The organism is Staphylococcus simulans, assembly GCF_002994445.1.
GTDB classification, from domain to species: Bacteria; Bacillota; Bacilli; order Staphylococcales; family Staphylococcaceae; genus Staphylococcus; species Staphylococcus simulans_B.
The window spans coordinates 123,977-139,484 of record NZ_MRZJ01000004.1 but is presented as its reverse complement, the minus strand read 5'-3'; the positions used below and the strand labels follow the sequence as shown (position 1 = coordinate 139,484).

Genomic DNA, 15,508 nt, shown 5'->3' with positions numbered 1-15,508 from the left:
TTACACTCCTCTTCTTTTCAGTTCTTTAACTTCTGGTAATTGATGGTCAACAATTTCGATAGGATAGTTGCCTGTAAAGCAAGCATCACACTCGCCTTTTGAATCGAATTCTTTAAAGACTTCGTGCATACCTTCAACAGATAAGTAAGTTAAGGAATCTGCACCGATCATTTCTTTAATCTCTTCAACAGAATGCTGTGCTGCCATTAATTCTGCATGTGTAGAGACATCAATACCGTAATAGCAAGGATCCACAAGCGGAGGTGATGAAATACCCATATGTACTTCTTTCGCTCCTGCAGATTTTAAAGCCTTCACGATATATTTGCTTGTTGTACCGCGTACAATCGAGTCATCAATCACAACGACACGTTTGCCTTCAATGACATCTCTGATCGGAGCGTGTTTCATGCGTACTTGTTTTTCGCGTACACTTTGATCAGGTGTAATGAAAGTACGGCCGATGTAACGGTTTTTAAGCAAGCCTTGTTCGTTAGGAATACCTGAATATTCCGCGAAACCTTTCGCTGCTTGTAATGATGAATCAGGAACACCGATTACGATATCCGCATCAATGCCCATTTCGCTTGCTAATTTCTTACCTAATGCTTTACGCACATTGTAAATTGAATGTTTATGGAATTCTGAATCAGGACGTGCAAAGTACACATATTCCATAGAACACATATTATGATTGATATCAGTTGAATAATAATCATAATCTATATCATGTTCACCGCTGAATGTGATTAATTCACCCGGTTCGATATCTCTGATATAAGTTGCGCCAATTGCTTGGAATGCACATGTTTCGCTGGCTACGCAATACGCACCGTCAACTTCGCCAAGCATTAATGGACGTACACCATTGTTATCTCTAACCGCAGCTAATTGATTCGTATTCAGCATGACACAGCTGAATGCACCTTTAACTTGGTTCAAGGCTGCTTTTTGGTTCGTTTTGATATTAGGCGAGTTGCCTTTGATTAATAAATGCGCTAACACTTCTGAATCGCTTGTTGTTTGGAAAACACTGCCTTCAGATTCTAAAGCATGACGTATTTTCACTGCATTCGTTAAGTTGCCGTTATGCGCAAGACCTAAATCGCCTTTTGAATGTTTGAATAAAAATGGTTGTACATTTGCAATTTCGCTTGCACCTGTTGTCGCATAGCGAACATGTCCGATTGCATGCTGATAACCTTGCAATGATTCTAACTGTGCGTCAGAAATCGCCTCAGTTAACAAACCCATGCCGCGTGCGCCAAACAGATTTTCTCCGTTTGAGCACACGATACCAGCACCTTCTTGACCACGGTGCTGCAAGCTATGCAACGCCATGTAAGTTAAAGTTGCTGCATGGGGATGATTCCATATGCCAAAGACTCCACATTCTTCATTTAATCCGCGGATGTCATACATTGAGGAATTGCTCCTTCCCAAATTTCGTTTAACGTCGACACGTTTTCTTCAACAGTAGTTTGACCGTTTGTTACTTTGAACTTGCCATCCTCAGTGATAGTTCCAATTTCTTGTGCGTTTGGAATATCTAGCGATTGTCCTTCTTTAACAGCAACAATGTATCGGCCTTGTGTTTCACTGAATAATTGAGCGTCTGACACGTCTAATTTTGCGTCTACACCTAAACCGTAGTGGGCACTGATTCTAGCTAATGAAATCAATAAGCCGCCTTTACCTACAGTTTGGACATGAGAAGCTTTGCCGTTTCTAACAGCTTCTTTGATTTGTTCGCCTTTTTCAACTTCGTTTGATAAGTCGATAGCTTCAGATTCATGGTTGACTTTGCTGTATAATAATTTTTCGATTTGGCTGCCGCCGAAGTCGTCGCGTGTTTCGCCTACAACATATAATTTATCGCCAGCATGCGGTTGGAAATCTTTTAAGTAATCGATATCTTCGATTAAGCCCACCATACCTACTACAGGTGTTGGGAAGATTGATGTACCGCGTGTTTCGTTATAAAGTGAAACGTTACCTGAAACAACAGGTGTTTTAAGTACTTCACATGCTTCAGCCATACCTTTTGTAGAATCAGCAAGTTGTTGATAGATTTCTTTTTTCTCTGGAGAACCATAGTTTAAGCAGTCTGTCATTGCTAGCGGTGTTGCACCTACAGCAATTAAGTTGCGGTATGCTTCAGCAACGACCATTTTACCGCCTTCGTATGGTTGGTTGAATACGTAACGTGCTTCACCATCGATAGTTGAAGCAACAGCTTTATTTGTACCTTCAACACGTACAACAGATGCTTGCAATCCTGGTTTGATAACAGTGTTTGCACCAACTTGTTGATCGTATTGTTCATATAAATAACGTTTAGAAGCAATTGTTGGATGTGCTAATAATTTATGGAATACATCGTTCACATCTACATTGCTGTAATCATTTTTAGAAGTGTTATATTCTTTTTCTTCCCCTTCCAAAATGTATACAGGTGCTTCATCAGATAATGGTTGTACAGGAATATCTGCATAAACTTCGTCTTCATAAGTAAGTACGAAACGATCAGTATCTGTAACTTCACCGATAATTGCACTGTCTAATTCATGCTTTTCAAATAAGTCTAAGAATTTTTGTTCAGTACCTTTTTCAACTACAAGCAGCATACGCTCTTGTGTTTCTGAAAGCATCATTTCATAAGGTGAGATACCTTCTTCACGTACAGGTACTTGGTCTAAACGCATATGCATACCGCTGCCGCCTTTAGCTGCCATTTCTGAAGAAGATGATGTTAAACCAGCAGCACCCATATCTTGAATACCTACTAATTCTGGGAAAGTAATCGCTTCAAGCGTTGCTTCCATTAATTTTTTACCAACGAATGGGTCGCCGATTTGTACTGAAGGACGTTTGCTTTCGCTTTCTTCGCTTAATTCTTCAGAAGCGAATGTAGCACCATGGATACCGTCACGGCCAGTTTTCAAACCAACATAAATGACAGAGTTGCCTTTACCTTTTGCAGTACCTTTTTGGATTTTATCGTGGTCGATGATACCTACGCACATAGCGTTAACTAACGGGTTGCCGTCATAACGTTCATCGAATTCGATTTCCCCTGCAGTTGTCGGGATACCGATACAGTTGCCGTATCCGCCGATACCAGCTACAACACCGCGTAATAATGTACGGTTTTGAACTTCGTCTAATTCACCGAAACGCAAGCTGTTTAATAAGTTGATCGGACGCGCACCGATTGAAACGATGTCACGGATAATACCGCCCACACCTGTTGCTGCACCTTGGTAAGGTTCGATTGCAGATGGGTGGTTATGTGATTCAACTTTGAATACTACTGCTTGATTGTCACCGATATCTACAACACCAGCACCTTCACCAGGTCCCATTAAGACATGCTCGCCTGATGTTGGGAACTGAGTCAAGAAAGGTTTAGAGTGTTTGTATGAGCAGTGTTCACTCCACATTACTGAGAAAATACCGATTTCTGTAAAGTTCGGTTGACGTCCTAGGATTTCAACAACTTTATCATATTCAGCATCTGTTAATCCCATATCACGGTATAAATGTTCTGATTTGATTTCTTCGATACTTGGTTCAATAAACTTAGGCATTTTGTTCCCTCCAACTATTTACCATTGACTCAAATAATTTTACGCCATCGTCTGTTCCTAAAATTGCTTCTAAAGCACGTTCTGGGTGAGGCATCATTCCGCAAACATTACCTTTTTCGTTAACGATTCCGGCAATATCATCATATGATCCGTTTGGATTGTGTGCATATTTCAAGATAATTTGATTGTTTGCTTCTAATGCTTTGTACATTTCTTCTGTACAGTAATAGTTGCCTTCACCATGTGCAACTGGATAAATCACTGTTTCATTTTCAGCATAATCTTTAGTGAAAGGTGTAGTGTTGTTCACTACTTTCAATTCTTCATTGCGGCTTACGAATAAATGAGAATCGTTGTGTAATAATGCGCCTGGTAATAAACCGATTTCTGTTAAAATTTGGAAGCCGTTGCAAACACCAAGTACAGGTTTGCCTTCTTCTGCAAAGCGTTTCACTTCTTTGATAACGGGTGCAACACTTGCCATCGCACCTGAACGCAAGTAATCTCCGAAAGAGAATCCGCCAGGGATTAATACACCGTCAAAACCTTCTAAAGAAGTTGCGCGGTAATCTACATATTCTGCTTCTGCACCTGTTTTCAAAGCTGCGTTTAACATGTCTCTGTCACAGTTTGAACCAGGGAATACAAGTACTGCGAATTTCATTATGCATTCTCCTTTTCATCGAGTACTTTATAGCTGTACTCTTCAATTACAGTGTTTGCGAATAATTTTTCACTTAATGTTGTAACGATATTATGAACCGCTTCATCTGTTGCTTCATCCACTGTCATATAAAGTAATTTACCTACACGGATATCATTCACTTGGTTATAGCCTAAGTCATGTACTGCACGGTTAAGTGCTTGTCCTTGTGTATCTAGTACCTGTGGTTGTAATGTGATGTGCAATTCGATAGTTTTCATTATTTAAGATCCTCCAGTTTATTTAAGAAAGTTTGGTAAGTTTCGATAATTGAACCGCGATCTTCACGGTAAACGTCTTTGTCAAAGTTAGTATCGCTGTCTTTTTCCCAGATACGGCATGTATCAGGTGAAATTTCGTCAGCTAATAAAATGTGACCGTCTTTTGTACGGCCGAATTCAATTTTAAAGTCTACTAATCTTAAGTTAATGCTGCTTAATAAATCAAGCAAGGCTTGGTTGACACCTAAAGCCATTTGTTTCAATGTTGCAATTTCTTCTTCGTTTGCAATGTTGAGCAATTTAATATGGTCATCAGTGATTAAAGGATCATTTAAAGCATCGTTTTTATAGAAAAATTCAACAAGCGGTGTTTTAAATTCATGTCCTTTATCAAAACCTAATCTTCTTGTAATAGAACCTGCTGCAATATTGCGTACAACAACCTCTAAAGGAATAATTTTGACTGCTTGTACTAATTGTTCAGTTTCAGAAGTTTGTTTGATAAAGTGGCTTTTAATGCCGTGTTCTTTAAGGTGTTCAAAAATAATTGAAGTAATTTTGTTGTTTAAACGGCCTTTGCCATCGATGTGGTCTTTTTTAGCACCGTTTCCTGCTGTAACTTCGTCTTTGTATTCTACGCGTAAAACTCCATCTTCTTCTGTTGAATAAATACGTTTGGCTTTTCCTTCATATAATAATGACATTATTGTGCTCCTCCCTTAAAGGTTGCCAACATGTCTTGCTCAGTTTTATCAATGTCATCAGTTAAAACTGTCATGTGGCCCATTTTTCTTGATGGTTTTCTTGATGCTTTGCCATAAATATGAACATGCCATTCCGGATGATCTCCGAAGTCGTCTTCTAATAAATCTAAATCTTTACCAAGCAAATTCATCATTACAGCTGGTTTTAAAATTTCAATGCGTTCTGGCAGTTTCTGTCCAGTTACCGCTAAGATATGTGTATCAAATTGAGAGAAGTCACATGCCTCGATTGAGTAATGGCCAGAGTTGTGCGGTCTTGGTGCAATTTCGTTTACATATAAGTTGTTGTCCTTATCAATAAAGAACTCTACTGTAAATGTACCCACAAAATGCACTTTTTCTTTAATTTTATCTACTTCAGCACGTGCTTCTGCTTCTTTGTCAGAACGTGCCGGTACGATAGTCTTGAATAAAACTTGATTGCGGTGTTCGTTTTCTTGTAATGGGAAATAAACGATTTGGCCGCCATTTCCGATTGTTACGGTTAATGAAACTTCTTTATATAAGTCTAAGAATTTTTCAGCTACACATTCTTGTACTTCGATTAACGCTTTAGCTTCGTCCAAGTCTTCCTCTGAACGGACTAAGATTTGGCCTTTGCCGTCGTATCCGCCAAAGCGTGTTTTAACCATGAACGGATAGCCTAATTTTTCTACAGTTGCGTCAAGATCTTCTGCATTTGTTAATTGTGCATAAGGAACAATTTTTGTTCCGGCTGATTCTAATGTCTGCTTTTCAGTCAAACGGTCTTGCAATAAATGAATCGCTTGATAACCTTGAGGCACATTAAATTCTTTCGTGAGTGTTTCTAATTGATCTGCAGCAATATTTTCAAACTCATATGTTACAACATCAGAAGCTTCACCTAGTTGTCTTAATGCATCTAAGTCATCATAAGCTGCATTAATAAATTCGTGTGCTACATATTGGCACGGTGCTTCTTTGTCAGGATCGAGAACAATGACTCTGAAGCCCATCTTTTGAGCTGATTGTGCCATCATTTTGCCAAGTTGTCCGCCGCCGATGATTCCGACAGTTGATCCAAACTTTAATTTACTGAAGTTCACTTTGCATCTCTCCTACTTTATCGACTAGTGATTGTTGGTAAGCTTCTAATTTCTCTTTTACTTCATCGCTTTGAATACTTAAGATTCTAGCTGCAAGAATTCCAGCGTTTTTCGCACCTGCTTTTCCGATTGCTGTTGTCGCAACTGGAATGCCGCCAGGCATTTGGACGATTGAAAGTAATGAATCTAAACCTTTTAGACTCTTAGACTCAATTGGTACTCCGATTACAGGCAATGTTGTCATAGAAGCAACCATACCTGGTAAATGTGCTGCGCCGCCTGCTCCTGCAATGATGACATCATAACCGTTTAATCTTGCTTCAGTCGCAAAATCAAACATAAGTTTTGGTGTACGATGTGCAGAAACAACCTTCTTATCATACGGAATTCCAAATTGTTCTAACATCTGGCAACTTTCTGACATCATGTCCCAGTCAGAGGAGCTGCCCATAATAACTGCCACTTTCAAATTGAACACCCTTTCAATTATTTGAAATTTTAATCTAGTAAGTTGTATATTACAGATATAGCATAACAAATCAGGTCATGCTTTTTCAATCAAAAATCGAACTTTCTGATGAATATTCAATCAAAGTTCCGGTTTTTATCGGAAAATGGTTGATTTACACTTCTTAATGTCAAGGAAAGTTCGAAAAATATTAGGAGGAATTTACACATGGTTGCAAAAATTTTAGATGGCAAGCAAATTGCTAAAGATTATCGTCAAGGATTGCAAGATCAAGTTGAAGCGTTAAAAAAAGAGGGCTATACGCCAAAACTTTCCGTTATTCTTGTAGGTAACGATGGCGCAAGCATGAGCTATGTAAGATCAAAAAAGAAAGCTGCTGAAAAAATCGGCATGATTTCTGAAATTGTTCATTTAGAAGAAACAGCGACTGAAGAAGAAGTATTAAACGAATTAGACCGTTTAAACAACGATGACTCAGTCAGCGGTATTCTTGTACAAGTTCCGCTTCCAAAACAAGTAAGCGAACAAAAAGTATTAGAAGCAATCAACCCAGAAAAAGACGTTGACGGCTTCCACCCGGCAAACATCGGTAAATTGTATATTGACGAACAAACATTCGTACCTTGTACACCACTTGGTGTTATGGAATTATTGAAAAATGCGGATATTGATTTAGAAGGTAAAGAAGCAGTTGTTATCGGACGTTCACACATCGTGGGCCAACCTGTTTCTAAATTATTACTTCAAGAAAACGCAACAGTTACTATCTTGCACTCACGTTCTAAAGACATGAGCAAACATCTTAAAAATGCGGATGTAATTGTAAGTGCTGTTGGACGTCCTGGTTTAGTTACGAAAGATGACGTAAAAGAAGGCGCTGTAGTCATCGACGTAGGTAATACTCCAGATGAAAACGGCAAATTAAAAGGTGACGTTGAATACGACGAAGTGAAAGAAGTTGCAGGCGCAATCACTCCAGTTCCAGGCGGTGTAGGCCCAATGACAATCACTATGGTATTAAACAACACTTTATTAGCAGAAAAAATGCGCAGAGGCTTAAACAAATAAGACACTGCGTTATATAACAGATACATTGAGGGGTATCTAAAATAAAACGGACGGTTTGCTTTTAATTAAGCATGCCGCCCGTTTTTTATATGCGTTCTCTTTATAAAAATCCGTGTTTTCATTTGTTCGCAATTAAGAATGTTCGTCTTTTGTACTTACCAAATAATATTGTCTACTGTTTCGTCATCTAATGATTTCACAACTTCTGTTACTAGTTTTACAGCATTAAGATAATCTTGTTTATGCATTACAGAAACATTAGAGTGCATGTAACGTAAAGGCACACCGATAACAATAGATGGAATTCCTTCATTTGCTAAGTGGATACTGCCGGCATCTGTACCGCCGCCTGGCGTTGTATCCCATTGCACTTCAATTCCTTTTTCTTCTGCAACTTTTTTAACATGTTTTCTGAAACCAGAGTGTCCGATAACAGAAGCATCCATCATCACAACTAAAGGTCCTTTGCCTAATTCTGCTTCATGCATACCTCCGCCCATTCCTGGCGTATCATAAGCAATACCGACATCTACTGCAATTGCTAAATCCGGCTTGATTTTATTAGCTGCGACTTTCGCACCGCGCAACCCTACTTCTTCTTGTACTGTTGCACCTGACACTAAATCAATATTGATTGACGTATCTTTTAAATGATTTAATGTTTCAACTGCCAGTGCGCAACCAAAACGGTTGTCAAATGCTTTAGCAGTTAAATAATCATCGTTGCCTAATACTTCAAACTCAGAATATGGTGTTACCATGTCACCGATATCTACCCCTATTTTTTGCGCTTCTTCTTTTGATTTCACGCCAATATCGATAAACATTTCCTTCATATCAATCGGTGCTTTTCTTTGTTCAGGTGTCAGCACATGCGGCGGTTTAGATCCGATAATCCCTCTGATTTCTTTATCGTCGTCTGTTGTTACTGTAACTTTTTGAGATAACATGACTTGGTTCCACCAACCGCCAACCGGTATAAATTTCAAGAAGCCGTTATCATCGATTTGAGTCACCATAAAACCTACTTCATCTAAATGTCCCGCAACCATAACTGTTTTAGAACCTTTTGCTGCTTTCTTCTTACCGAAGATACCGCCTAAATTATCCTCAACTAGTTCATCTGATACAGGTTCCAAGTAATCTTTCATTACTTTTTTAACCTTATACTCATGACCTGCTGTACCATTCACATCTGTTAATGTTTTTAATAATTTGTTTGTTTTATCCATATGTAAAATCCCCCTTCTTTTCTACTTATCATATCAATCTTTATTCACGATGAACACTTTTTGACACGATTTGAAATACGAAAAAAGGGAGCTGCTTACTCCGACAACATTCGGAATAAGCAGCTCCCATAATTTCAGCAATTTGTTTTAAGTTGCGATTATACTTCTACACTTAAACGCGGAATGAATGTTTCGAAATGAATTTGAGATTTATCTACACCCAATTCATAAAGTTCATTCACGATTGATTTTAAGAATGGAATACCGCCGCATACATAAACTTCTGTATCTTTTGAGATATATTGTTTTAAATGTTCTTTTGTAATATAACCGTCTGCTTCGCGATCATGAATTTCATAAGTAGCATGATCATTTTCTTCAGCGTCATTAGATAAGCGTTGTGCAAACGGCACATCATTAATGTCTTTGACGTTGTGAATGAATTGAATGCTAGGCGCATCAACTTCAATAGCTTTTTCAAACATTGAAACTAATGGTGTAACACCAATACCTGAAGCGAGTAACAATTGATCTTTATCAGTGTTGTGCAATCTGAATGCTCCGACTGGTGCTGATAAATTAATGTCATCTCCGACTTTGAATTCATCATGAAGGATAGTTGAAACTTCACCTTCATTATCTTCTGATACATCGCGTTTAACCGCAAATGTTAATGTATCTTCATCTCCGCCTACAATTGAATAGTGGCGTTTTGCTCTATATGGAAGTTTTTCGCTTGATACATCTACAGTAATATATTGTCCAGCTTCAAAATTGCTTAAATCATATTTATCAGATGAAACTGTGAATGCTTTAATATCAGAAGCTACATTTTCAATATTTGTAATTGAGAAAGGTTGGAAGCCGTCCCATAACATTTCAGCATACATTTCTTTTTCAACTTGAATGAAAACATCAGCAATTTCCCAATATGCATTGATCCAAGCTTGGATAATCGGATCTTCTTCTTTTAAACCCAACACGTGCATGATTGCGGCGATTAAATTTTCACCTACAATTTTGTAACCTGATTCTGGTACTTGAAGTGCACAGTGTTTGTAAGCAATTTCTTTAACTACAGGCATGATTGCGCCTAATTTTTCAATATTCGCTGCTGCAGCTAATACAGTTTGAGCTAAGGCTGTGGATTGCAAACCTTTTTTCTGGTTGGTTTGGTTGAACATATTACGAAGTTCTGGATGTTCATTAAACATTCTGTTGTAGAAGAATGATGTGATTTCCACACCTCTTTCTTGAAGAACTGGTACTGTTTGTTTGATAATATCTTTATCTTTTTCAGATAACATAAAACTTCACTCCCTCTTCGACTCATTTCTATCATAATATGTTTATGTCGAAATTAAAACTTTTAAGTAATCGAGTTCACATAACAGACAATATTATTGAGGTATCGTTCAAAATCTTTCCATATATTTTATAGACATTGTGACAATTTCGAAACAAACTGACCAGATTTTTATTCAGATACAGACCTTGTTAAAAACCAGATTCTGATTTTTCTATATCCCTTTATTTATTTTTTCTTCTCTTACACAGTAAATATTTGACAAATCGCAAAATTTAACAGTTTTTTAATCTGATTTTCATAATAAACCTCTAAAATAAGACTTGTTAACAAGATTCGGTCCATAGTAGGATGAAAATACGAACGAAAATCGATATATTAAAAATAACTTAAATGCACATCACCCTACGATAAGTGATGTACGACTATTATCCATTTAATGATTAGCCATTGAATACGGAGGTTTAAACAATGAACAAACTATTACAGTCACTATCGGCTCTTGGTGTTTCAGCTACACTAGTTACACCAAACTTAAATGCTGAAGCTACGGATAATACTGTTCCAAAGCTTAAAGGCGTTGAAGATGCAATTATTCAAAAAGGCGAAAATTATAATTTGCTTAACGGCGTTTCTGCATATGATAAAGAAGATGGTGACCTTACTGATCAAATCAAAGTCAGCGGTCACGTTGATACAAATACTGTAGGAAAATATAAAGTTCAGTATCAAGTCATCGATTCTGATGGCGCAAAAGATATTTCAGAACGTTACATAGAAGTCAAATAATAACCGTTCTGATTAAATTCTTGAATTATATTTTTATATTTTGACGCTATCTCCTTCAGCCCCTTAATTGATAAGGGTTCTCAATTGTAGCGTCCTTTTTTGTGTTTTCCACGATTTATGACAGTATTCACAAAATGGACACATAAATTTAACAAATCTGTGAAAGCCCGTCAGTCCTAGTGTCTGTAAGGCTTTCTTTATTTTTTATTAAAAAAAATCCTTATACCCACTTGTAAATATTGCGTAATAAACTAAAATTATTGTTAAGCCCTACAATTGTAGTATTAGGAGGTCAATAAAGTGTCAAAAATCAAGTCTTTGCTTCTATTGTTCGGCTCACTGATTTTACTCAGTGGTTGTGAACATATGGAAGTACTTAACCCAAAAGGGCCAATGGCAAGCAGTTTGAAATGGCTGATCATTTATTCAATCATCTTTATGCTTGTTATTGTCGTGGTTGTATTTGTTCTATTCGCAGTATTTGCTTATAAATACCGTTATTCAAATACAACACAATCAGGTAAAGTACATCACAGTGCTTTATTAGAAACTATTTGGTTCACCGTACCATTTATCATCTTACTTGCTTTGGCTATTCCAACAGTCAAAACACTTTATGAGTACGATGCACCGCCTGCAAAAGACAAAGACCCTGTCGTCGTTTATGCAACAAGTGCAGGATTCAAATGGTTCTTTGCTTATCCAGAGCAAAAAATTGAAACAGTGAATCACATTACGATTCCAAAAGATCGTCCGATTGTATTCAAGTTGCAAGCTATGGATACAATGACAAGTTTCTGGATTCCACAACTTGGCGGTCAAAAATATGCAATGACTGCAATGACAATGGAATGGACATTAGAAGCTAACCAAGAAGGTACGTTCCGTGGACGTAACTCAAACTTCAACGGTGAAGGTTTCGCTCGTCAAACATTCCCAGTAAAAGCAGTAAGCAACTCAGAGTTCAACAAATGGGTAGAAAAAGCTAAAAAAGCACCTAAGATTTCACAAGATGCTTTTGATAAACAATTACTGCCTACAACTAAAAACGAAGAGTTGACATTCAGCGGTACGCACATGGCGTTTGTGGACCCAGCTGCAGACCCTGAATACATCTTCTATGCATATAAACGTTTCCACTACACACCTAAGGATCCAAACTTCTACGATGTAACTGAAGGCGTACTTGACAAACCGGATGCTAAATATCCAGCTCGTAAGTCTCAAGTTACTAATGCTATGTACAAACGTCATGGTATGGAAGCTATGATTCTTAAGAACGACCAACCATATGATAATGAGTTCAAGAAAGGCGAATCTCATAATATGGACGAAATGGAAAAAGCTCACAAAGGTTCAAAAGACGAAAAAGCTGAAGAGCTTCAAAAGAAAAACAATGGAGGTGAACATTAATGAATTTCCCATGGCATGAATTACTCGTACATGGTAACTGGATGATTACAATGGCCCAAATCGGTGCCCCATTCTTAGTTATCGGTGTAATCGCAGTAATCACTTACTTTAAGTTATGGAAATATCTTTACAGAGAATGGTTCACAACAATTGACCATAAGAAAATCGGATTAATGTATCTGATTTGTGCTGTATTAATGTTCGTCCGCGGTGGTATTGATGCGATCTTGATTCGTACGCAATTAACGATTCCAAACAACCCATTCTTGGAATCTAACCACTATAACGAAATCTTTACTACACACGGTGTTATCATGATTATCTTCATGGCAATGCCATTCATTTTCGGTTTATGGAACGTTGTTGTACCATTACAAATCGGTGCACGCGACGTTGCATTCCCAGTTATGAATAACATCAGTTTCTGGTTATTCTTTGGTGGTATGTTGTTATTCAACATATCATTCATTATCGGTGGTTCACCTGCTGCAGGTTGGACTAACTACGCACCGCTTGCCGGTGAATTCAGTCCTGGCCCTGGTGTCAACTACTACTTGCTAGCGATTCAGCTTTCAGGTATCGGTACACTTATGACAGGTATTAACTTCTTCGTAACAATCTTACGAATGAAAACACCAACTATGAAATTCATGGATATGCCAATGTTCACAGTAACAACTTTCGTTACTGCATTAATCGTTATCTTGGTATTCCCTATTTTCACAGTTACATTAGCACTTATGACAATTGACCGTATCTTCGGTTCTCAATTCTTTACAGTTGCTAATGGTGGTATGCCAATGCTTTGGGCGAACTTCTTCTGGGTTTGGGGGCACCCTGAGGTTTACATCGTTGTCCTTCCAGCATTCGGTATTTTCTCAGACATTATCTCAACGTTCGCACGTAAACACTTATTCGGTCATAAGAGTATGATTTGGGCAACATCAGCAATCGCATTCTTGAGTTTCTTAGTATGGGTTCACCATTTCTTCACTATGGGTAATGGTCCATTAATCAACTCATTCTTCTCAATCTCAACAATGTTAATCGCTGTGCCTACCGGTGTTAAAATATTCAACTGGTTAGCTACGCTATACCAAGGTCGAATTTCTTTCGAATCGCCAATGCTATTCTCATTAGCGTTCATCCCAACGTTCACAATCGGTGGGGTAACAGGGGTAATGTTAGCAATGGCTTCAACAGACTATCAGTACCATAATACGTACTTCTTAGTAGCCCACTTCCACTACACATTAGTTTGTGGTGTTGTGTTCGCTTGTTTAGCAGCACTTATCTTCTGGTATCCTAAGATGATGGGTTACAAATTGAATGAACGCTTGAACATTCCGTTCTTCTGGTTATTCGTAATCGGATTCAACGTTTGTTTCATGCCACAATTCATTCTTGGTTTAGATGGTATGCCACGTCGTTTATACACTTACATGCCATCAGACGGTTGGTTCATGTTAAACGTAATTTCTACAATCGGTGCTTTACTGATGTCAATCGGCTTCTTATTCTTAGTAGTCAACATCGTATACAGTCACCTTAAAGAACCACGTATCGCTACTGGCGACTCATGGGGTATCGGACGTTCACTTGAGTGGAGTACAGCTTCTTCAATTCCACCAGTGTACAACTTCGCAATCACTCCAGACTGGGATGATTTAGATACATTCGTAGACATGAAGAAACAAGGCCGTCACTATTTAGATAACCATAATTATAAAGACATCCACATGCCTAACAACACACCTGTCGGATTCTTTATGGCTATCTTCTTAACTGTAGGTTCATTCTTCTTAACATTTGAAACTATCGTACCTGCAATTATCTGCTTAATCGGTACTTTAGGCACTATGGTTTACAGAAGTTTCCAAGTCGACCATGGTTACTATATCCCAGCTTCTGAAGTAGCTGCTACTGAAGCAAAACTTCGTGAAGCTCGTGAAAAAGAACGGGAGGCTGAGAGTCATGCATGATACAAAAACAATTGATGCACAATCGCATGAAGGTGAAGTAAATAAGTTTGGCTTTTGGATCTTCCTAACAGCTGAATTCTCTTTATTCGGTACTCTATTTGCTACATTGCTTATCATGCAGCATGGTGGCGATTACGCAAATATGCTTACAACTGATTTATTCGAATTACCGCTTATCTTATTAATGACATTCGCGTTATTAATCAGTTCATATACTTGTGGTATTTCAATTTATTATATGAGACAAGAAAAGCAAAAATTAATGATGATCTGGATGATTATCACAGTATTGCTTGGTGTGTTATTCGTAGCTTTAGAAATTTACGAATTCGCACATTATGCTCATGAGGGTGTAACACCTCAAATCGGTTCTTACTGGTCTAGTTTCTTCATCTTGTTAGGAACACACGGTGCCCACGTTTCATTAGGTATCGGTTGGGTAATCTGTTTATTAATCCAAGTTGCAAGACGCGGACTTAATACAGACAATGCGCCTAAATTATTTATAGTAAGTTTATACTGGCACTTCTTAGATGTTGTTTGGGTCTTCATCTTCACTGCAGTATACATGATAGGGATGGTGTATAGCGGATGAGTACAATAGCAAAACACACAGTCGGCTTTATTGCCTCAATTGTCTTGACACTATTAGCAGTTTTCGTGACTCTTTACACATCATTGACACTTAATGCTAAGATTACAATTATCTTTGGATTCGCGTTTATCCAAGCAGCACTTCAATTGTTAATGTTCATGCACTTAACTGAAGGTCGCGACGGACGCACACAATTATTCAAAGTTATCTTCGCCATTATCATTACCCTAGTAACTATTATCGGTTCTTATTGGGTTATGGTCGGCGGACACAGTGCTCATATGTAATAGCATTGCATATATGATGCAC

15 protein-coding genes are annotated in these 15,508 nt (G+C 38.0%); 6 read left to right on the top strand and 9 right to left on the bottom strand.

Annotation, left to right across the window (positions count from 1 at the left end):
* From purF to purE, 7 genes are read right to left on the bottom strand one after another with little or no spacing between them, the layout of a single operon-like run.
* A complete protein-coding gene (purF, locus tag C7N65_RS07105) occupies positions 1-1,422 on the bottom strand; it encodes an amidophosphoribosyltransferase (protein WP_105993782.1) in 1,422 nt (473 codons plus the stop codon).
* On the bottom strand, positions 1,401-3,590 hold the full coding sequence (purL, locus tag C7N65_RS07100) for a phosphoribosylformylglycinamidine synthase subunit PurL (RefSeq protein ID WP_105993781.1): 2,190 nt from the start codon (positions 3,588-3,590) through the stop codon (positions 1,401-1,403). Before purL ends, purF begins: the two co-directional genes overlap by 22 nt.
* A complete protein-coding gene (purQ, locus tag C7N65_RS07095; RefSeq protein WP_105993780.1) occupies positions 3,583-4,254 on the bottom strand; it encodes a phosphoribosylformylglycinamidine synthase subunit PurQ in 672 nt (223 codons plus the stop codon). Before purQ ends, purL begins: the two co-directional genes overlap by 8 nt.
* Positions 4,254-4,514 (bottom strand): phosphoribosylformylglycinamidine synthase subunit PurS, encoded by a 261-nt coding sequence (gene purS, locus C7N65_RS07090; protein ID WP_105993779.1) that lies wholly within the window; start codon positions 4,512-4,514, stop codon positions 4,254-4,256. Before purS ends, purQ begins: the two co-directional genes overlap by 1 nt.
* Entirely contained in the window at positions 4,514-5,218 is a 705-nt protein-coding gene (purC, locus tag C7N65_RS07085; RefSeq protein ID WP_105993778.1) for a phosphoribosylaminoimidazolesuccinocarboxamide synthase, read from the bottom strand. The genes purS and purC overlap by 1 nt, the downstream gene beginning before the upstream one ends.
* A complete protein-coding gene (gene purK / locus C7N65_RS07080; RefSeq protein ID WP_105993777.1) occupies positions 5,218-6,345 on the bottom strand; it encodes a 5-(carboxyamino)imidazole ribonucleotide synthase in 1,128 nt (375 codons plus the stop codon). Before purK ends, purC begins: the two co-directional genes overlap by 1 nt.
* Entirely contained in the window at positions 6,332-6,814 is a 483-nt protein-coding gene (gene purE, locus C7N65_RS07075; protein ID WP_105993776.1) for a 5-(carboxyamino)imidazole ribonucleotide mutase, read from the bottom strand. Before purE ends, purK begins: the two co-directional genes overlap by 14 nt.
* A 207-nt stretch (positions 6,815-7,021) precedes the next feature.
* Here purE and folD point away from each other — a divergent pair, with 207 nt between their 5' ends.
* A complete protein-coding gene (gene folD / locus C7N65_RS07070) occupies positions 7,022-7,882 on the top strand; it encodes a bifunctional methylenetetrahydrofolate dehydrogenase/methenyltetrahydrofolate cyclohydrolase FolD (protein WP_105993775.1) in 861 nt (286 codons plus the stop codon).
* A 155-nt stretch (positions 7,883-8,037) separates the two neighbouring features.
* On the opposite strand, the gene C7N65_RS07065 is transcribed toward folD, so the two are convergent.
* Complete coding sequence (locus tag C7N65_RS07065; RefSeq protein ID WP_105993774.1) at positions 8,038-9,114, bottom strand: M42 family metallopeptidase; 1,077 nt, start codon at positions 9,112-9,114, stop codon at positions 8,038-8,040.
* A gap of 158 nt (positions 9,115-9,272) precedes the next feature.
* Positions 9,273-10,421, bottom strand: coding sequence for a globin domain-containing protein (locus C7N65_RS07060; protein ID WP_105993773.1), 1,149 nt, complete (start codon positions 10,419-10,421; stop codon positions 9,273-9,275).
* 470 nt (positions 10,422-10,891) lie between these two features.
* On the opposite strand from C7N65_RS07060, the gene C7N65_RS07055 reads away from it, so the two are divergent.
* The 5 genes from C7N65_RS07055 (at position 10,892) to qoxD (ending at position 15,486) form a co-directional block, all read left to right on the top strand.
* Complete coding sequence (locus C7N65_RS07055) at positions 10,892-11,209, top strand: DUF5011 domain-containing protein (protein WP_105993772.1); 318 nt, start codon at positions 10,892-10,894, stop codon at positions 11,207-11,209.
* Between the two features lie 300 nt (positions 11,210-11,509).
* Complete coding sequence (gene qoxA / locus C7N65_RS07050) at positions 11,510-12,622, top strand: cytochrome aa3 quinol oxidase subunit II (RefSeq protein WP_105993771.1); 1,113 nt, start codon at positions 11,510-11,512, stop codon at positions 12,620-12,622.
* Complete coding sequence (qoxB, locus tag C7N65_RS07045; RefSeq protein WP_105993770.1) at positions 12,622-14,604, top strand: cytochrome aa3 quinol oxidase subunit I; 1,983 nt, start codon at positions 12,622-12,624, stop codon at positions 14,602-14,604. Before qoxA ends, qoxB begins: the two co-directional genes overlap by 1 nt.
* Entirely contained in the window at positions 14,597-15,199 is a 603-nt protein-coding gene (qoxC, locus tag C7N65_RS07040; protein ID WP_105993769.1) for a cytochrome aa3 quinol oxidase subunit III, read from the top strand. The genes qoxB and qoxC overlap by 8 nt, the downstream gene beginning before the upstream one ends.
* Positions 15,196-15,486, top strand: a complete 291-nt coding sequence (gene qoxD, locus C7N65_RS07035; protein WP_105993768.1) for a cytochrome aa3 quinol oxidase subunit IV — start codon at positions 15,196-15,198, stop codon at positions 15,484-15,486. Before qoxC ends, qoxD begins: the two co-directional genes overlap by 4 nt.
* The last annotated feature ends 22 nt before the right edge of the window (positions 15,487-15,508 follow it).

Excerpts from the sequence above, each read along its gene's own strand:
- qoxC (WP_105993769.1), top strand. The coding sequence starts at position 14,597 with ATGCATGATACAAAAACAATTGATGCACAATCGCATGAAGGTGAAGTA.
- folD (WP_105993775.1), top strand. The coding sequence starts at position 7,022 with ATGGTTGCAAAAATTTTAGATGGCAAGCAAATTGCTAAAGATTATCGT.
- purF (WP_105993782.1), bottom strand. The coding sequence starts at position 1,422 with ATGTATGACATCCGCGGATTAAATGAAGAATGTGGAGTCTTTGGCATA.
- qoxB (WP_105993770.1), top strand. The coding sequence starts at position 12,622 with ATGAATTTCCCATGGCATGAATTACTCGTACATGGTAACTGGATGATT.
- C7N65_RS07055 (WP_105993772.1), top strand. The coding sequence starts at position 10,892 with ATGAACAAACTATTACAGTCACTATCGGCTCTTGGTGTTTCAGCTACA.
- purC (WP_105993778.1), bottom strand. The coding sequence starts at position 5,218 with ATGTCATTATTATATGAAGGAAAAGCCAAACGTATTTATTCAACAGAA.
- purS (WP_105993779.1), bottom strand. The coding sequence starts at position 4,514 with ATGAAAACTATCGAATTGCACATCACATTACAACCACAGGTACTAGAT.
- qoxD (WP_105993768.1), top strand. The coding sequence starts at position 15,196 with ATGAGTACAATAGCAAAACACACAGTCGGCTTTATTGCCTCAATTGTC.
- purL (WP_105993781.1), bottom strand. The coding sequence starts at position 3,590 with ATGCCTAAGTTTATTGAACCAAGTATCGAAGAAATCAAATCAGAACAT.
- purQ (WP_105993780.1), bottom strand. The coding sequence starts at position 4,254 with ATGAAATTCGCAGTACTTGTATTCCCTGGTTCAAACTGTGACAGAGAC.
- C7N65_RS07060 (WP_105993773.1), bottom strand. The coding sequence starts at position 10,421 with ATGTTATCTGAAAAAGATAAAGATATTATCAAACAAACAGTACCAGTT.
- C7N65_RS07065 (WP_105993774.1), bottom strand. The coding sequence starts at position 9,114 with ATGGATAAAACAAACAAATTATTAAAAACATTAACAGATGTGAATGGT.